17 protein-coding genes, 2 pseudogenes and 1 riboswitch are annotated in these 17,818 nt (G+C 36.1%); of the genes and pseudogenes, 13 read left to right on the forward strand and 6 right to left on the reverse strand.

Translation table 11 applies throughout. The features are described 5' to 3' along the window. The first annotated feature begins 127 nt into the window (after positions 1 to 127). The 9 genes and pseudogenes from MWJ95_RS23915 (at position 128) to MWJ95_RS23950 (ending at position 7,969) form a co-directional block, all read left to right on the forward strand. The gene (locus MWJ95_RS23915; RefSeq protein WP_249107362.1) at positions 128 to 958 is read left to right on the forward strand and encodes a CbrC family protein; all 831 of its coding nucleotides are present in this window, start codon (positions 128 to 130) and stop codon (positions 956 to 958) included. 33 nt (positions 959 to 991) lie between these two features. Further along, positions 992 to 2,098 carry a PA2928 family protein gene (locus tag MWJ95_RS23920; protein ID WP_249107363.1) on the forward strand — a complete coding sequence of 369 codons (1,107 nt, stop codon included), beginning with the start codon at positions 992 to 994 and terminating at the stop codon, positions 2,096 to 2,098. A gap of 130 nt (positions 2,099 to 2,228) precedes the next feature. Further along, positions 2,229 to 2,382, forward strand: a pseudogene (locus tag MWJ95_RS23925) (helix-turn-helix transcriptional regulator); the annotation flags it as partial. Positions 2,383 to 2,658: 276 nt separating this feature from the next. Beyond that, positions 2,659 to 2,946 (forward strand): PadR family transcriptional regulator, encoded by a 288-nt coding sequence (locus MWJ95_RS23930; protein ID WP_374110176.1) that lies wholly within the window; start codon positions 2,659 to 2,661, stop codon positions 2,944 to 2,946. Then, entirely contained in the window at positions 2,943 to 3,671 is a 729-nt protein-coding gene (locus MWJ95_RS23935) for a DUF2812 domain-containing protein (protein WP_249074482.1), read from the forward strand. The genes MWJ95_RS23930 and MWJ95_RS23935 overlap by 4 nt, the downstream gene beginning before the upstream one ends. 850 nt (positions 3,672 to 4,521) lie before the next feature. Further along, on the forward strand, positions 4,522 to 5,427 hold the full coding sequence (locus MWJ95_RS23940; protein ID WP_249074483.1) for a hypothetical protein: 906 nt from the start codon (positions 4,522 to 4,524) through the stop codon (positions 5,425 to 5,427). Positions 5,428 to 5,585: 158 nt separating this feature from the next. After that, positions 5,586 to 5,966, forward strand: a complete 381-nt coding sequence (locus MWJ95_RS23945) for a DUF2716 domain-containing protein (protein ID WP_249074719.1) — start codon at positions 5,586 to 5,588, stop codon at positions 5,964 to 5,966. Between the two features lie 261 nt (positions 5,967 to 6,227). Further along, positions 6,228 to 6,386: a DUF3951 domain-containing protein gene (locus MWJ95_RS24780; protein ID WP_481817369.1), complete on the forward strand. Its 159-nt coding sequence runs from the start codon at positions 6,228 to 6,230 to the stop codon at positions 6,384 to 6,386. A 383-nt stretch (positions 6,387 to 6,769) separates the two neighbouring features. Beyond that, a complete protein-coding gene (locus tag MWJ95_RS23950) occupies positions 6,770 to 7,969 on the forward strand; it encodes an MFS transporter (RefSeq protein WP_249107364.1) in 1,200 nt (399 codons plus the stop codon). A gap of 52 nt (positions 7,970 to 8,021) precedes the next feature. Here MWJ95_RS23950 and MWJ95_RS23955 read toward each other — a convergent pair whose 3' ends face one another. From MWJ95_RS23955 to crcB (MWJ95_RS23975), 5 genes are all read right to left on the reverse strand, one after another. Beyond that, the gene (locus MWJ95_RS23955; RefSeq protein WP_249074486.1) at positions 8,022 to 8,183 is read right to left on the reverse strand and encodes a hypothetical protein; all 162 of its coding nucleotides are present in this window, start codon (positions 8,181 to 8,183) and stop codon (positions 8,022 to 8,024) included. Between the two features lie 253 nt (positions 8,184 to 8,436). After that, complete coding sequence (locus MWJ95_RS23960) at positions 8,437 to 9,717, reverse strand: Na+/H+ antiporter NhaC family protein (RefSeq protein ID WP_249107365.1); 1,281 nt, start codon at positions 9,715 to 9,717, stop codon at positions 8,437 to 8,439. Positions 9,718 to 9,817: 100 nt separating this feature from the next. After that, a riboswitch (SAM riboswitch) is annotated at positions 9,818 to 9,924 on the reverse strand. A gap of 216 nt (positions 9,925 to 10,140) precedes the next feature. Beyond that, positions 10,141 to 10,488, reverse strand: coding sequence for a hypothetical protein (locus MWJ95_RS23965; protein WP_249107366.1), 348 nt, complete (start codon positions 10,486 to 10,488; stop codon positions 10,141 to 10,143). A 30-nt stretch (positions 10,489 to 10,518) separates the two neighbouring features. Beyond that, the gene (gene crcB / locus MWJ95_RS23970) at positions 10,519 to 10,848 is read right to left on the reverse strand and encodes a fluoride efflux transporter CrcB (protein WP_249107367.1); all 330 of its coding nucleotides are present in this window, start codon (positions 10,846 to 10,848) and stop codon (positions 10,519 to 10,521) included. Beyond that, the gene (crcB, locus tag MWJ95_RS23975) at positions 10,845 to 11,207 is read right to left on the reverse strand and encodes a fluoride efflux transporter CrcB (protein ID WP_249107368.1); all 363 of its coding nucleotides are present in this window, start codon (positions 11,205 to 11,207) and stop codon (positions 10,845 to 10,847) included. The genes crcB (MWJ95_RS23970) and crcB (MWJ95_RS23975) overlap by 4 nt, the downstream gene beginning before the upstream one ends. A gap of 688 nt (positions 11,208 to 11,895) precedes the next feature. Here crcB (MWJ95_RS23975) and MWJ95_RS23980 point away from each other — a divergent pair. Both MWJ95_RS23980 and MWJ95_RS23985 read left to right on the forward strand, forming a co-directional pair. Then, on the forward strand, positions 11,896 to 13,638 hold the full coding sequence (locus MWJ95_RS23980) for an ABC transporter ATP-binding protein (protein WP_249107369.1): 1,743 nt from the start codon (positions 11,896 to 11,898) through the stop codon (positions 13,636 to 13,638). Further along, a complete protein-coding gene (locus tag MWJ95_RS23985; protein WP_249107370.1) occupies positions 13,635 to 15,368 on the forward strand; it encodes an ABC transporter ATP-binding protein in 1,734 nt (577 codons plus the stop codon). Before MWJ95_RS23980 ends, MWJ95_RS23985 begins: the two co-directional genes overlap by 4 nt. 67 nt (positions 15,369 to 15,435) lie before the next feature. Here the strand turns inward: MWJ95_RS23985 and MWJ95_RS23990 are convergent, their stop codons facing one another. After that, the gene (locus MWJ95_RS23990) at positions 15,436 to 15,807 is read right to left on the reverse strand and encodes a hypothetical protein (RefSeq protein WP_249074493.1); all 372 of its coding nucleotides are present in this window, start codon (positions 15,805 to 15,807) and stop codon (positions 15,436 to 15,438) included. 174 nt (positions 15,808 to 15,981) lie between these two features. Between MWJ95_RS23990 and dacB the strand changes: the two genes are divergently transcribed. Next, on the forward strand, positions 15,982 to 17,415 hold the full coding sequence (gene dacB, locus MWJ95_RS23995; RefSeq protein WP_249074494.1) for a D-alanyl-D-alanine carboxypeptidase/D-alanyl-D-alanine endopeptidase: 1,434 nt from the start codon (positions 15,982 to 15,984) through the stop codon (positions 17,413 to 17,415). 177 nt (positions 17,416 to 17,592) lie between these two features. After that, positions 17,593 to 17,818 (forward strand): annotated as a pseudogene (gene tnpA / locus MWJ95_RS24000) (IS200/IS605 family transposase); the annotation flags it as partial.

Genomic DNA, 17,818 nt, shown 5'->3' on the forward strand with positions numbered 1-17,818 from the left:
GGTAAATAAGAGAAACCGCTGTTGGTAAAGAAATACACCAACAAGTATGCTCTGTTCCCAAGAATCTCCCACTTCAAGCAGGCCGTAAGGTCGATAAGTGGGGGTAGTTCAAAGGAGAGTTAGATAGATGAATATTTTAGAAGAATGGCATGAACAAAGAAGAAATTTTAATCCTTCTGATCCAGTCAGTATTAATCAAATGCATGAGTTTAAGGAAAAAGTGAAACTTCAAGAGCAAACAGAAGGTAATTTTAGGATACTTGTAGACATCTACTGTATGCTTAGAATGTATTCGGATGCCTATAAGATTTTCACCTTAGTTATGGATTTAGGAAACAAGAAAGATCAGAAAAAATTTGGATTAATAAAATATTATATAGATCATCCGAATAGTGTGAAGCCTTTGTATCCTTGTAAAATTAGAGAGGATAAAATAATTAAAACAATAATACCTAAATTCAAGTATTTGCCAGACCCGTTAACATCTAAAATTTTTGAAGCGGAAGAAGATGTAACTTGTGATTGCTGCGAACAGGAAGTAGATGTTTATTATACTGGAGGTATTTACGCAGTTGAAGAGGTTGATTATCTCTGTCCTACATGTATACATAGTGGTGCAGCTGCTAAAAAATACGACGGTTCTTTCCAGCAATATTTAATGAATGATGAGAATGTTGTCAATTCAGATTTTACTGAGGAAGTAATGTGTAGAACGCCTGGTTATGTAAGTTGGCAAGGAAATGATTGGATGGCTCATTGCTCAGATTATTGTGCATTTATTGGCTATGTTGGCTGGAGTGAGTTAGTGGCGCTAGGCATTACTGAACAATTTGAAAATTATACTGGTTTTTCTACTGAGGAGTTGTCAAAATCACTAATAAATGATGGACATCATCAAGGATATTTATTTCAATGCTTAGAATGTGGTCGCTATGTTCTTTATTCTGATTTTAGTTAAACGTGATAGACAGTAATCTAAGGAGGAGGAGAATTGAACAATTTTTTTCAACGATATATTGATTCGTGGCGCTTTAATGGTTGGTTTGTTCACGATATCTTTCTAGGTATTATCATTGCCGTTGGACTTTTATTGTTATTGTACGTTTTGTTTAAACGCCCACGTAAAGGTGTTTTTATCATAATTTTCATCATTTATGCTTTTTTAGGCAATCTTTTGATGATTGCTTTTGGTTTAGCTGGTCGAAGCTTCCCAATCAATTCTGTATCGCCTATTTATACAGATGATGTACAGAAAGTTGCGGTCCAAATGGTTGAAGGATCTGAAAATAACGGTACAACTAATGGGATTACGCAAATTATTTCACATCATCAAATTGTAGCAATTAATTTGCAAACAGGTGAAAAACAGTGGACGAAATCTTCGTCAAGTAAAGAGACATTGATTGGCTATTTTATGGGGGGACTTCTTGTTCATCATCGTGACGGTGAAAACGGGAAATTTTCTTTATTAGATATACATACTGGAAACGAAAAGCTCTCTGAAAAGGAATTTACGAAAAAACACAAACAGTTAATAGATGTTTTAGAAAATGGCTCCCACAATATAGTTTTGTTGCAAAATAATCTTTATTTAGAGGGAGTCGATGGGAAATTTTATCGCTTTGATGGCAAGAAATTAAGCGAAGATAATAAAGCCGAAAAATATATTTCTACAAAATTTTTCGTAGAATCTGATATTCCAGGTTATTTTGCTTCGCATAATCAACCGTTGGAGGATTATGATGAGGTTCGAGAATTTAGTAACAATGTATTAGCTGAACCGGCCATTCAAACATATAAGAATCTAGAACCTGCTATAGTAGATGTTGATCTACAACAACAAACAGCCATTGTATCTTATCGACAAACGAAGCGGGAAAGTGCAGACAGTATCGTATTATCGTATGATATGAAAAACCATCGCATGATGTGGGAAGAAAATATAGGTGTTGTGAATACGGAGCAAAAAAATCCGGGTGTTCGTACATTAGAGAACTATTATGCGATTCAAGCAGGAGATGAGTTTCTGTTGTTAGATAAGGATACTAAAAAAGAAATGTTTAGATATCTGCTACGTTGGAATCGCCCAGCTCGGTGAAAATTAAAGAGCGTACAATTATTTATCCCTCCAAGTAACACTTGTGAGGGATTTTTGATAGAGTTGCCCTATATAAAATGGTTTATTATTTAATGATATATCACTTTGTGATATATCGGAGGTGTTGACAATGAAATCTTTAGAGCAGTTAATAGATTCTGTTTTTTTATATTATGGCTGCCTTAACTGAACCTCGACATGGTTATGCAGTCATGAGTTTAATTGAGGAGACGACCAAGGGCACTTTCGTAGTAAGTCCAGCATCCCTATATACAATTATAAAAAACTAGTAGCAGAACAGCTAATTTAGCCAGAAGAAGTCATTTTTGTATTGATTATCGTAAATTACAGAAGGCTGAAGAAGAGGAGTATTTTGAGCTTGTGAACTAAGCGCTATTGGGCTAATTTTTAGATATTAATGTATCAGATTATGATATAACTATAGACGTATGTATCAGATTATGATATATTGCTTTTAGATATATGTATCATTTTGTGATATATCTAAAAAAGATATAGAAGGTGATGGGTTGGTGAAAACGGAGCAATTAACAGATTCAATGTTTTATATTATGGCTGCTTTAACTAAACCAAGACATGGTTACGCTATTATGAACTTAATTGAAGAAACAACAAAAGGCACCATTACGATAGGTCCCGCTTCTATGTACACGATTATCAAAAAGTTACTAAAACAAGAGTGGATTTATTTGTATGATGGATCGGATTCAAGACGTAAAACATATCTGCTAACTGAGAAGGGCAGAGAAGTATTAAAGGAAGATATGATGCTAAGAAAACAGATGATTCAATTAGCGGAAACCGGACTGAAGGAGGCCGAAGAATGAGACAAACAAAGTATATTACTTCTGGTGGGTTAGCCTTTTCTGAAGATAAGGACATGGAAAAATTACGGCGGTTTTCTTTGAAGGGATGGCATGTCAGTGATTTCAGATTTATGGGGTATACGCTTGAAAAAGGAGAAAGTTCGGATTATATCTACAGTGTTGATTACCGTTCATTAAAAGAGGGGGAAAAAGAGGAATACTTTGATCTTTTTTCATCTTTTGGTTGGTCGCATGTTGCTTCAGAAGGAGATATTCATTTATTCCGAGCGCACCCTGGTACAAAACCTATTTATACGGACCACGAAACGAAGACTGAAAAGTATAAAAATTCAAGTCATTCCATGATGAAATTGGCAGTTCCGCTTGTATTAATAACTGCATTCGCATGGGTTGGTGCAATAATAAGTGCTGGTATCTTAGAATCGTTACTTATTGTAGTGGCTACTATTCTTAGTATCATTGCCCTCCCAACAGCTTGGACGATAATGACAACATACAGTAACAAATGGAAGGTAGAAGGGAGAAAAGGATTAGTCAATTTAGTGAAAACTATACCATTCCTTGTCTTATTAATTTTGGCCATTCTTTTATTAATTGTCGGTGTTACAGATACAGACTCTACAATTAACCTCTTAACATCTATGGTAGCTGGAGCGATAGCCCTCCCAACTGCTATTTGGGTCATCATGTCCCTTTATCATAAAATGAGGGGAAAGAGAGATTAGTATAAGTGGAGAAAATGATTAACTTAAAAATATAATGTTTCACAAAGAATGAATCCCGTTTTGATCAATCTTTTTGTAAAATGGGATCCTTTACTCAAAATTAAAGAAACTTTTTTGCTACATAAAAAGTATGCTTCAACTGCAAAAATTGATTTTATAATAGAATAATCCTGTATTTTTATGAGCATCAAGCAGCCTATAAAGTGTTTATGTGTGTCTCAAATAACGATTTTGGAAGTTTGACACAGCCTTTTAATATTTTTTGATTGTCAAAAGTAGTTATTATTCACACACGATACTTATTTAAAACCAATCCACTATTTGTTCCTTTGGATAATCTGCCTTCGAATTTGATGGAGAAAGCACATTTTATAATTCAGAAATACTTATTATAATCATAATCTTTCTTTAACGAACGAGATGCGTTAGTTGGAGAAAAAACTAAATAAAGGACCACACATATTAGACATATCTAAAATGTGTGGTCCTTTTATTTTCAACTCTTTTGCCCATCTAACCTAAAAATAAAAATTAAAATCCATTTTTATTTTTATGATAATTTCACTACAATCAGCAAAGCTCGAATCATTTTGTATTTACACTCAATCATCTATGCAAATACGTTTTTAGAGGTAGCCTAGTTTTTTTCATTAGCTTCATACATTAATATCATAGAAATCTTACAAGTTTTAATTATAGTGGAACAGGAGAACAGGAACATAGGAGAGCTGAGGCATATTCTAAATCGGAGCCTTTGAAGTTTAAGCTATAAGAGCACAGCGCATAATGAATAGTAGCAACTAACAAATGACAAATAAAAAAGATTATAGTTTTTAAGGAGGGAAGATAAGTGGAGTTGAACTATGATTTCGTAGACTTACCATTAAATGAAATTACAATAGGTACTACAGGTAGAACACTATTCGATTATTGTTCTAGTCGCAGCCATATATTCGCCTTAGCAATGAATGAAGTATTTGGATATGACATCATTGTAATTTGGCGCCCAATCATACAACAAAACCGAGTTTTGCAGATGAAACTATTTCACGTATATTCAGAAACATCTTATTTAGGCATACCATACTTGTTTGATCCATCAGGCAATACCCGCACTTCTGAAGCATTTAAATATGAAGGGGCCATCACAGAGCTTGTCACCCCCCAACAATTTATAGACCTAATAAAAGATATGACTAAACCGTATTTTGAGGTAGATTACAATGAATCTAATTTCGACAACTCAATCGCTCAAGAACTTGAAGAAATAAAACAATTCATACGTGAAAACCCTAGTCGATACGTCCCTATCTTTAGTTATATTGAGAATGCACTTACAGAAAGTGGCTGGGGGCAAGTAGAGAGAAGCTTATATCATCCAGATAAAGAAGAACCATACCATCGAGCTGTTTCCGGGTGTAGATTTACTGCTTCTCGTTCAGTTGGTCAATTCCAACATACAATCGTAATCGATGTATTGAAAGACGGGGGAGTAATATACCACATTGAGACCGATGATAATCACCGTATCTTCCAAACGGGTATTTGCTCAATGGAACAGTTTGTGCTTGTTCTAAAAAAATACGTTAATATTAAATATCCTATTGGGTCACAAGTTATTGTTTTCGCTTTAGATATACTAGGCGAAGTGATTCAAACTACAATCAATAACAACTATAAACCGCTTTATTTAGTTAACTTTCTCGGCGGTAAACATTGGCTAGAAGGCGATGATTTATTAGGTGTATCCCGTTAATAACAGGATACGCCTTATTTATATTATCAATTTCTCGCAGAAAAAAAGAGGGAAGTAGAACCCTCTAATTCTCATCATGCGATCCAATTGCTTTAAGCGGATTTTAGTGGTTTACTGTTCTTAAATCAACAGCGCAGATTTGAGTTCCTAATCCATTTATCACATATGGTGTATCCTCCTATTTTAATTGGTCTGGAGATTCAGTAACTTACGATGAGATTTATAGTGATTTAGAGGAGAAATCATTGCTGGTTTTTCAAGAACTCACACAAAAGAATGAATATATGTATGCAGTAGATTGGCAGCATCCAGGTTATTGGATAAACCCCCGTTTAGAGTTTCCAAAAAACGAGTTTGATGAATGGGTCGTACCTATTTTTCCAAACGGTGATTACTACTTTTTTATTCACAAAAATTTTGAATGGGGACTATTAGGGCACCCTTGGGAACAGACTATCACTATTTTTGGAAAAGAATTGATAAAATGTTTTGAAAAACATCAACCAAGAATGTTTCAAAAGGTATTACGTCAGGGATAATTTTAAACTTTGTTAAATTAAATCGCGAAATCTCAAAACAAAAATACAGAGATCATTTCTACACATTTTGTAGATTGAATCCAATCTTTGAGAAAACAGCCTTTCGGAAATTCTAATTGTTTTAGCGCGTTATATTTACAATCTGGGCATGTCCAATGTTTAATGACAATATAATAGTACAGTTGCCTACATTAATTGGTAATACACTTGAGAAATAGGATAACCATTATTAACTACCCGGAGAGAAAGGATAGGATGAGAATGAATATTGGGAATAGCGTAGCGCTTATTGTAAGTCTGATTTTTTCTAGCATTTTGGTTCGTACCTTATATCGCGTTTTTGTGAAAAAGAAAGTACCTACTGTGAGCTATACACCATATGATGATGCCGTGAATGGGGGAGGGAAGCATGACAATTGAACTTTTAAGTGAGTGGTTACAAACCTAATCAGTACAGGGGCAGGCTCCTTATAACTTATAAATCTACTGTTATTTCAATAAGAAATAATAGTAGATTTTTTATTTTACCGATGATTAGATTTATAAGGGAATTTGATATCATATTTGTTATTATTTAATTCATAAGGATTGTTACTATTTTTTGTTAATGACAATACAACCAATCTTTTTTAATAGATTGGTTCGAAGGGATGATGTTGAGGGAAGGGCAACACTTCCCCCGAAAAAACCTTCTCTGTAGCTCAAACAATTGCTTTAAATTCTGCTCATGACTGATTGAAATAGATACTATATAGGAGCATGCTGAAGATTATAAACCATATTGATTTATTTGGGGGGATATTATGATTCAAGGTTCTTGGAGAGCATTGGTATGGATAGGATTATCAGAATTATGTGCATTAAGCTTGTGGTTTAGTGCATCGGTGATTGCACCCGAATTAATTGAAATTTGGAATATTAGCCCCAATTCAGAAGCGTGGCTTTCAGCTTCTATTCCTATTGGCTTTGTAATTGGGTCATTGTTTAGTTCATATTTTGGGGTTGCAGACCGCTTTAATCCCCGAAAGGTTTTTGCGATTTCAGTATTTTTAGGTGCACTATTAAATGGATTATTAATTTTTGTTCATTACGCTTTTTTAGGTATTCTACTTAGGGTTTTAACTGGAATAACGCTCGCTGGTGTCTATCCAATAGCTGTGAAAATTTTATCACAATGGTTTCCGAAAAAACGTGGGTTTGCAATTGGTATCTTAATAGCAGCACTAACAATAGGATCATCATTACCGCATTTTGTCATTATGTTTTTTTCTTCATTAAACTGGAAAGTCGTGATAATTAGTACTTCAGTTTTGGCTTTATTATCGGCAATAATGGTTACTTCTATTTTAGAAGATGCTCCGATTGAAGCCAATAAATCACCCTTCTCTTTAAAATTAATAAAAAAAGTAGTTATGAATAAACCAGTAATGCTTGCGAACTACGGCTATTTCGGCCATATGTGGGAATTGTATGCGATGTGGACATGGCTTCCTGCTTTTTTAACAGCTAGTTTCTTAGCCTATTCGCCTGATACGCCTCATTGGTTCATAGCGTTATCCTCCTTTATTTCAATCGGAATTGCTGGAGGGATTGGTTGTGTGATAGGGGGACTAATCTCCGATAAAATTGGAAGAGCCAATTTAACGATTATTTCTATGGTTATTAGTGCAATCTGTTCGATAGCTATAGGCTTTACATTCGGGCAGTATATTTGGTTAACTTTAATAATTTCCATGGTTTGGGGGATGTCTGTCATATCTGATTCCGCCCAATTTTCTGCTGCTGTTTCAGAAATAGCCGAAGTTGATTATGTAGGCACAGCCCTTACTTTTCAAATGTGTATTGGATTTCTATTCACTATATTTTCTATAAATCTAGTTCCTGTCATTCAAAGGATCGTTGGCTGGGAGTGGGTCTTTACACTGTTAGCGATTGGACCTATTCTTGGAATTGGATTTATGGTCAAATATAGACGTTATGAAATAACTAACGAGAAAGTATAGTTGTAAAATTTTAAGAATTCTCCTTCATCAATTTATTAAATATGATTTTAGGTCATCTCGCTTTAAATAGTCTATCTGCAACTGATTTTGTGATAGTAACAAGGGTAAATAACAATAAAAATTTCCAGATAAAGTTCAAATGAAAATCTTCAATCATATAAATAAAGATACCAAAAATTCCTGCAATTATTAAAGATTTATTTACTGTACTCATGCATTCAACAACTCCTTTTTTATTCTTACAAATTATTTTACATCAACCTCTTGGTAATTCCGAATATATGCTATAAGGATAAGGAGTTATATTTCTCAAAAAACAATATCGGTCCAAATCAGATCATTAACGCAGTTGTTCATAGGAGCTTAAAGACTTGCTTCAAATAAAAAATCCAATCGTTTTGATTAATCTTTTTTCAAAACGATTGGATTATTTTAATGTACGATCAATATTTTTTAATTGATGAAGTTCAAGCTATCTTTTTTGCAGGGTATCCGACAAGTATAGCAATGATTCCGCAAATTCCTATAAGAATTGGGTAGAAAGAGTATGGCAGCATGCTTACAGGAGATATTCCTGCTACACTTGCGGCTGCCAGGAATTGAGCTCCGTATGGCAGTAGACCTTGGACCGTACAAGAAAAAATATCTAATACACTCGCGGACTTTCTCGGTTCAATCCCATACTGATCAGCAATATTTTTTGCAAGCGGACCAGCAATTAAAATAGCAATTGTATTATTGGCTGTAGATAAATTTGTTAGGCCCACAAGTCCGGCAATGCCAAATTCAGCACCCTTTTTCGATTTAATTCTTCGCGTTGCCAGGTGAAGAAGAAAGTCAATTCCTCCGTTAAACTTAATAATCTCCACCATTCCAGCTATTAATATCGCAAGAAATGCCATTTCATACATGCCTGACATTCCTTCACCAATCTTTTGCAATAGGCTCATTAAATGATAGCTACCATCTGCTAAACCAACAGCCCCTGCGAGAACAATCCCAAGTGCTAGAACAAGGAAAACATTCATGCCAGTTAACGCTAATATAATAACTAAAACATAAGGAGCAATTTTTATCCAATTATAGTTTGAATGCTCCACTTGGGCCGCTTCACCCATTGTAATAAGCCCTAAAATAATGCTCGTAACAATAGCTGCCGGCAACACAATCCAAAAATTCACCCTGAATTTATCCTTCATTTCCGCGCCTTGTGAGCGAACGGCAGTAATGGTTGTATCTGAAATAATGGATAAATTATCCCCAAACATCGAACCGCCAACTATCGCTGCCATTACTAAAGCAATGGAAAAATCGGTATGCTCGCTTATCCCAACTCCAATTGGCGCCAGTGCAACAATCGTTCCCACCGATGTACCCATTGATAGGGAGATAAAGCAGGCAATAACGAACAAGCCTACGACAAGCATGTTTGGTGGAACGACCGATAAAGCAAAGTTAACAGTGGAGTCCACTGCCCCCATGCCTTTTGTTACCGCTGAAAAGGCTCCAGCCAAGAGAAAAATAACAACCATCAGCATGACATTTAAGTTTCCTGCGCCTTTGCAAAAGATATCAACCTTTTTCGAAAAGGATTCTTTTCGATTCATTGCTAGGGCCACAGCGCCTGAAATGGCAATAGCTACAATGACTGGAAAGGCATAAAAATCACCTGTAATAACTCCAGAACCAATAAATAAAATTAAAAAAACAACAAATGGGATGAGCGCCCATGGATTCCCTTTCTTCATGTAAACCTCCAAAATTGAACACGTTTCTTGTCCATTCTTTTTCAATAAAAAAGCCTCTTCTTGAAATATCAAGAAGAGGCCTTATATCTATAAAACACTCCTCTTATCTATCAAGCCTTTGCCTGCTGGATTTGGCACAGTAACTTTATCATAAGTTCCGCTGCCGAGATTTCATTGGGCCAGTCCCTCCATCTCTCTTGATAAGAAGCAAATATATTATTTTTTTCACAATAAAATAAATAATATAATAAAATGTCGATTTTTGCAACACTTTTTAATCAAACTTAACTTCAAAGCGCCATGTATGATTTGTTGGGGGTTACTATTCTTACGTAGCTAAATTTGATTGGAAGGGGGAAATAAGAGAGGTGTTGCAGCAATTGCTACTTTAAAAAGAGACGCCCTTGAGACAGTAAAAGGTGCCTAAAACATTTGTGGTAAAAATTCATTCATAAAGCGTTGATTTTTACGAAGCCATATTTTTAAAATCATACGATGGGTTAGAAGGCGTTGTCTTTTTCTTGGTCTAGCCTTAGCTTCTATTAAACATTGTAGTAGAGTACATGTTTCTGCTGCAAAGTCTTGAGGGTCAACGAGGACATCAAGCTTATAATCAATTAACTTAGCTGCCTGCACCTTTGTAAGTAATTGTGCAAAGCGTGTATTCATTTCTGGAAAGTTTTCTTCTAGTTCCAGGTCGATTAAAGTATATAATGTTTGTTCAATTTCAGCTTGGAGCGCTTGTAATTGTTCAATGGATGGCTGTGTCAAAAAATCACCTCTAGTTTTTCATCAATGCTGCTACACAAGGGAAAAGCCAAGTGTAGCGAAAAGTAAACCGCATAAAACGGTAGTGCATATATAAATAATCGTTTGTTTCCATTTTTTCTGCTCTAAGAGCTGCAAACATTCAAAACCAAATGTTGAAAATGTTGTATAAGCTCCTAAAAAACCAAGCCCTATAAAATGCCAGATCCATTCACTTGGTTCGAATGCAAAGAGAAAGCCAAGTGCAAAAGAACCCGTTATATTAATAAAAAACGTTGCCCATGGGTATGAATGGACACTCAATTTTCCTAGATAAAATCTCGTTAGTGCGCCCAAAAAGCCACCGATACCAATAACTATCATACGATGCGCCCCTTTGCTACCTTAAATCCTAGCCAGGCAGAAACTAAACCGCCAAAAACACTCACTAAACTATAAAGAGCGGCTTGAAGCCATTTACTATCCTGCAAAAGTAATAGCGTTTCTAAAGAGAATGTCGAAAATGTTGTAAAGGCACCAAAAAAGCCTGTACCAATTCCTAAAATAATAGGTGTACGTTTTGTAAACGTTGTAAAGAGCCATGCTAAACAAAAGCAACCAATTATATTTATGCAAAGTGTCGCATATGGAAAACCACCGTTATTTGAAAGTGCTAGACCAATGCTATATCGACAGATGGCACCAAAAAATCCGCCAATTCCAACAGCTAAAAATGATTTCAAAATAAAGACTCCTTAACTAAAATGTCTATAGTGAAAAGTGTATCATTTTATACCCACGTTGAGCGATAAATTTAAAAAGTTAGGTGATAAATTAGAAAAGTTAGGTGATAAATTAAACTTGGGCGATAAACCTAGAAATAGTTCCGATAAATTAAAAATTTGTTCCGATAAATTGATTAATGACCCTATCGAACTATGCGAGTTAAAGTCAATATAAAAAGTTGTAGGGAAATTTCTAAATTAAAGGTTCTCCGATTTAGCAATTCGCTGCTTTAAAGCGCTAACTACTTCCTAAAAAACACAAAAAATAACAGTGAGTTGGTTGACAAATATTTCTAAAGTATGATAATCTTCAAGAACACTATAACAATTTGAAGGAAAGGAGGGCATGACGATGTTAATTTTATCAGTATCATATCAAAGTACAACTGCATACATCGTCCATGTCTTCTAACTTTTTATTTTGCGTTGCAAATAAAAGGCATGGGAAGCTCCTGGCCTTTTATGAAGAGACACATGCTCTTTTTTGAGGGTATGTGTCTTTTTTTTTGCAAAAAAGGGTTGTAGTGACCATAAAAAGGAGTGTATGTGTATGCAAAACAAAGTACAAAAAATGATTTTCATCAAGGTATATCTGGATAGTGGGTAGCAAAGCTTTAACAGCACTAGAGAAAGAAGGTTATAACGTATGTTTGATGTTTTAAGTAAATTAAGCTGGTTTTTTAAGAAATATTGGAAGCAATATACAATAGCTGTCGTACTCTTAATAATTGCGAGTGGCTTAGAAGTTGTTCCGCCGTATTTACTAGGGTCAATTATCGATATATTGACCGCTGGAGAAATGACACCAGCTCTTTTAACGAAGTATATTTTGATTTTTGTAAGTATCATTATTGGGGGTTATGTCCTTAATTTTGTGTGGCAATTCAGACTTTTTGAAGGGGCTATTAACCTAGAGAAAATTTTACGTCGAAACCTAATGCAGCATTTCTTGCGGATGACGCCAACGTTTTATGAAAAAAATCGTACCGGAGATTTAATGGCCCGTGCGACGAATGATTTAAACGCAGTGTCACTGACTGCTGGGTTCGGGATTATGACATTGATTGATTCCACCATCTATATGGGCTGTATTATTTTTGCGATGGGTTATATGATTTCGTGGAAGCTTACTTTTTTTGCCATGTTGCCAGTGCCAATTATGGCCGTCCTTATTCAATATTTAGGGAAAATTGTGCATGAGCGCTATATGAAGGCGCAGGATGTTTTTGGAGAGCTGAATGATAGTGTTCTAGAGTCAGTGGCAGGTGTGCGAGTTGTACGGGCATACGTACAAGAAAAAAAGGACGAAGCTAATTTTGCGGAGATGAGTGAGGTTGTGTATGAAAAAAATATGCATACCGCTAAAATTAACGCTTTATTTGGACCGATTACAAAGGTTGGTACTGGAATTAGTTATGTTGTAGCGCTTGGCTATGGTGCTCATTTAGTAGCGATTGAGACGATGACAGTTGGGCAACTTGTAACGTTCAATGTTTACTTGGGGTTAGCAGTTTGGCCAATATTTGCCATTGGGGAACTTATCAATGTGATGCAGCAAGGTAATGCTTCTCTTGATCGTGTACAGGAAACGCTAAACTACGAGATGGATGTTCGGAATATTGCGAATCCACAAACGATTGCGACACCGAATGCCATTGGCTTTGATGATTTAACATTCCAATATCCGATGAGTCAGGTGAAAAACCTTCAGGAAATTTCGTTGTCGCTGAAAAAGGGGCAAACACTTGGAATTGTTGGTAAAACGGGGGCGGGAAAAACAACCTTCCTACGACAATTATTACGCGAGTATCCAATCGGCGAGGGGCAGCTATCGATTGATGGAGTTGATATTACTGCACAAACGAAGGAGCAGTTACTCGATTGGATTGGTTATGTTCCACAGGATCATGTTTTATTCTCACGTACTATTCGTGAAAATATTTTATTTGGAAAAGAAGATGCTACACAGGCTGAATTGCACCAGGCGATTCGTGCAGCATACTTTGAAAAAGATTTGAAAAATTTACCGATGGGCCTAGAGACACTTGTTGGTGAAAAGGGTGTATCTCTTTCAGGTGGTCAAAAGCAACGTGTGTCCATTGCACGTGCTCTTATTAAAGACCCTGAAATATTAATGCTTGATGACTCGCTTTCTGCTGTAGACGCAAAAACAGAGGCAAGAATTATTGAAAATATACAGCGCGAACGACAAGATAAAACGACGATTATTACTACGCATCGTTTATCAGGAATTCAGCACGCCGATTTAATAATCGTGCTAGATGAAGGCCAAATTGTAGAGCAGGGAACACATGAGCAACTTCTTTCACAACAAGGATGGTATAAAGAGCAATTTGACCGTCAGCAGCTAGAAGGAGGTGCCTCATGAGTACGAATCAACGTTTATCACGCTACGCAATGTATTTTAAAAAACCGATCCTACTTGGATTATTTTTCTTAACACTCGCCGTCTTTACGGAGCTTGTTGGGCCGTTTATTGCGAAGCATATTATTGATAATTACATGACAATTGGCCACATTGAATTACAACCAATCACTTGGCTATTACTTGTCTATTTACTTTTAGCAATCGCAACAGCTGTTTTACGCTATTTTATGTATATCTATTTACAGATGGGTGCCAACCGTGTTGTACAAAAATTACGTAAAGATGTCTTTGAGCATATTCAAACATTGCCAATTCAATACTTTGATAATTTACCAGCAGGGAAAATTGTAGCCCGTGTAACGAATGATACCGAGGCTGTTCGTAATTTATATGTTCAAGTACTTTCAAACTTCGTTACGAGTTTAATTTCTATTGTGGGTGTTTATATCGCACTCTTTATTTTAAATTGGAAAATGGCATTCTTAGCATTGGCTATGATACCAGTCGTTTATTTATGGATGATTTTATACCGTAAAGTTGCTTCAAAATATAATGATGTGATCAGAACGAAAATTGCCGATATTAACGCAATGATTAATGAATCGATTCAAGGGATGACGATTATTCAAGCATTCCGTCGAGAGCAGCAAATGACGAAGGAATTTGATGATATGAATAATGAGCATTATGCGTATGAACGCAAGCTGCTTTTCCTGGATTCTGCAACTTCCTTCAACCTTGTTAATACATTAAGACTTCTTATGTTTACGATCTTTATTTTTTACTTTGGTACACAGTCATTTACGGCAACGGAAGTTATTTCAGCAGGGACATTGTATGCCTTTGTCGATTATTTAACGCGTTTATTTAATCCGATTACGAATATCGTCAATCAATTTTCTCAGCTTGAGCGCTCACTTGTTGCAGGAAAGCGCGTGTTTGAGGTGTTAGATATTGACGGGGAGCCAGTATCTGAAAAAAGTTTACCTAGATATAAAGGGAATGTAGTGTTTGAAGATGTTTCCTTTGCTTATAAAAATGATGAATACGTATTGAAAAACCTATCATTTGAAGCACATCAAGGTGAAACAATTGCCTTAGTGGGTCATACGGGGTCTGGGAAAAGTTCTATTATGAACTTATTGTTCCGTTTCTATGATCCTTCTAAAGGGAAAATTACGATTGATGGCATTGATATCACTTCGGTTCCTCGTCAAACAATGCGTGAACATATGGGGATTGTTCTACAGGACCCATACTTATTTACAGGTACTATAGCTTCGAACGTTAGCTTGAATAATCCTAAAATTTCGCGAGAAAAAATAGAAACTTCATTAAAGGCTGTTGGTGGGGAACGTGTTTTAGCGAACTTACCAAATGGCTATGATGAGCCAGTTATTGAGAAGGGGAGTACACTGTCGTCTGGGCAGCGTCAGTTAATTTCCTTTGCACGTGTGCTTGCCTTTGATCCGGCTATTTTAATTTTAGATGAGGCTACTTCTAATATAGATACGGAAACAGAGGAGATTATTCAGCATGCGATGGATGTGCTGAAAAAAGGACGTACAACATTCATCATCGCCCACCGACTTTCTACTATTAAAAATGCAGATCGTATTCTTGTCTTAGATCGCGGTAAGATTGTTGAGCGTGGCACACATGATGAGCTATTAGCACAGGGTGGCATTTACGAAAAAATGTATCAAATGCAGGCGAATTCTTTGCAATAATCATCTGAATGGTTACAGGAATAGTATATATGAAGCCCCACTTTATGAAAAAAGTGGGGCTTTCTATTTAAGATTTTACATTTTTAAAGACATTGACAAAGAAGAACAGCACGGAGATTGCCACTGCAATACCGCCGCCAGATACAAAGAGTTCAAATAACCAGTGCGGTACATCTATATGGACCATCATCATACCGACTAAGAGGAATGGTAATCCGATATTATAAAACCAAAATTGTGCTTTGGCCAACCCTGTCTCGGCTGCATCTTTATATATTGAATAAATTAAACCGATAAAACCAGTTGTTAGCCAACCTACTACACCGATGTGTGCATGTGTCGCCGTCCATTCGAGTTGAATTGTATAATGCATAAACAGTCCAAAAGCCAAAGCAATCACTAAATATAAGACTGAAATCTTTATCCATTTAGCACCCATTTATAAACAACTCCTTTCCCGGAATGATTTAGCTAGCTATTACAGTTTATTCTTGTCGAATAAAAAAGATGACATATTATTCTTTGTAAAATAAAAAAGTGCTTTATTGTAAAATTCTAAATATTTAAGTAGAATAAAAGGATGAGAAGTAGAAATCTGACAATTGGAGGGTCTATGAAAAAGAAAAAATTTTTTTTAATGATGATGGTAATGGTCTGTTGTTCTCCTATCATCTTCGTTGTGAAGGCAAGTGCTAGTGAGCAAACAATGACAAAAAAAGTGAATAGCGTCATTGCGAAAAATTGGAAGAACAACGAGTTTAGCATTACTGTACGAGATACAGAAAAGGGGAAGGTACTTTACAATAGAAATGGTGAAAAAATGATACGCCCTGCTTCTACGCATAAGCTGTTAGTTAGTGCCGCTGCATTGGATTTACTGGGACCTGATTATCGCTTTGCTACAACGACATATGTTGATGGTCCAATTAAAGATGGGGTTCTTCACGGTAATATTTATTTACAAGGCGGAGGAGATCCAACGCTTTTACCTAATCATTTAGAGTCGTTTGCCAATGGCTTGAAAAAAATGGGGATCTCGAAAATTACGGGTTCCTTAATCGGGGATGATACTTGGTTTGATGCAGATCGTTTACCGAAGGGAATCGTACCTCAAGAAGAGGATCAACTATATGCTTCGCGAATTTCGGCATTAACGATTTCGCCAAATGATCAATATGATATTGCAACTGTGCAAGTGAAAGTGACAGGCTCAAAGGCCGGCACTGCGGCGAATGTTCAGCTTGTTCCGTTTGCAAGTACTATTCCGGTTGTAAACAAAACAAAAGTTGTTAAAAAGGGCCAGAAAAGTACTGTGAAAATTACAAGAGAATATGGTACAGAGCGAATCATTGTAACTGGTAATTTACCAGCAGGTTCACAGAAAAGTACATATGTCACTGTCTATAATCCAACTCTGTATACACTGGATGTATTTCGAGAAAAATTAGCCGCAAAAGGTATCCAAAAAATGCCTATTGCAACGGGTAAGATACCTGAAAATGCACAACGAGTAGGTATTTCAAATTCAAAACCATTAAAGGATATTAACTTTAAGTATTTAAAGCTAAGCCTTAATGGTATGGGAGATATGTTGACTAAACAACTTGGACGAGAGCTCCTTGGAGAAGGAAGCTGGTCGGCTGGGATCAAAGCGATTCGTAAATATGGTAGTGATATTGGGCTCAATATGGCGCAATGGTATTTTGAAGATGGTTCAGGTTTAAGTCACAAAAATCGAGTCAGCAGTATGCAAGAAAGTCTATTATTATATAAAGCTCGAAGCAAATCCTGGTATAACGCCTATTTAGATGCATTACCGCATGCTGGAAGAAAGGGTAGCCTAGTTGGAGCGACTTTAGAAAATCGTATGAAGGGCTATAGTGTTTCTGCTAAAACAGGCTATATTTCTGGAACTTATTCTTTAAGTGGTTATGTGAAAGGAAAAAGTGGCAAGTGGTATATCTTTAGTATTTTGACACAGGCCAATAAAACGTCAGCGATCCCAACGATTGATGAAATTGTTAAGCAGATTGCAAATGAAATGTAAAGGTGCTAAACAATTTAGTTCAGCGACAATTAGTTTATCGGTTTTCCACAAGAAGACTCCTTCCTCAATCACGTGCAGGGCGTAGCACAGTGATAGGTGGGAGATGAATTGTGGTTGGCGTTAGCCAAAAGTATTTAAACACATCATGCCTTATAATCAGGCGTATCTAGGTAAGAATATAATATTACTATTGTTGAGTGGAATCATGACAAAAACCATGTTCACATTTTGTTTAAAGCAAACCTAATACAGAATTATCCAAGTTCATCAATGCGTAGAAGAGTGCTAGTTCCCGACTGATAAAACGTGACTTCCCATTAGTTCGTAAAAAACTTTGGAAAGAAATGTTCTGGTCAAGAAGTTTTTGTTTGTTAACTACTGGTGGTTCGCCCATTCATGTGGT

Source organism: Lysinibacillus sp. Bpr_S20 (assembly GCF_023337835.1).
Lineage (GTDB): Bacteria > Bacillota > Bacilli > Bacillales_A > Planococcaceae > Lysinibacillus.

Coding starts and splice junctions, on each gene's coding strand:
- MWJ95_RS23915 (WP_249107362.1), top strand. CDS start 128: ATGAATATTTTAGAAGAATGGCATGAACAAAGAAGAAATTTTAATCCT.
- MWJ95_RS23930 (WP_374110176.1), top strand. CDS start 2,659: ATGTTTTATATTATGGCTGCTTTAACTAAACCAAGACATGGTTACGCT.
- MWJ95_RS23935 (WP_249074482.1), top strand. CDS start 2,943: ATGAGACAAACAAAGTATATTACTTCTGGTGGGTTAGCCTTTTCTGAA.
- MWJ95_RS24780 (WP_481817369.1), top strand. CDS start 6,228: ATGAATATTGGGAATAGCGTAGCGCTTATTGTAAGTCTGATTTTTTCT.
- MWJ95_RS23950 (WP_249107364.1), top strand. CDS start 6,770: ATGATTCAAGGTTCTTGGAGAGCATTGGTATGGATAGGATTATCAGAA.
- MWJ95_RS23955 (WP_249074486.1), bottom strand. CDS start 8,183: ATGAGTACAGTAAATAAATCTTTAATAATTGCAGGAATTTTTGGTATC.
- MWJ95_RS23960 (WP_249107365.1), bottom strand. CDS start 9,717: ATGAAGAAAGGGAATCCATGGGCGCTCATCCCATTTGTTGTTTTTTTA.
- crcB (WP_249107367.1), bottom strand. CDS start 10,848: ATGATAGTTATTGGTATCGGTGGCTTTTTGGGCGCACTAACGAGATTT.
- MWJ95_RS23980 (WP_249107369.1), top strand. CDS start 11,896: ATGTTTGATGTTTTAAGTAAATTAAGCTGGTTTTTTAAGAAATATTGG.
- MWJ95_RS23985 (WP_249107370.1), top strand. CDS start 13,635: ATGAGTACGAATCAACGTTTATCACGCTACGCAATGTATTTTAAAAAA.
- MWJ95_RS23990 (WP_249074493.1), bottom strand. CDS start 15,807: ATGGGTGCTAAATGGATAAAGATTTCAGTCTTATATTTAGTGATTGCT.
- dacB (WP_249074494.1), top strand. CDS start 15,982: ATGAAAAAGAAAAAATTTTTTTTAATGATGATGGTAATGGTCTGTTGT.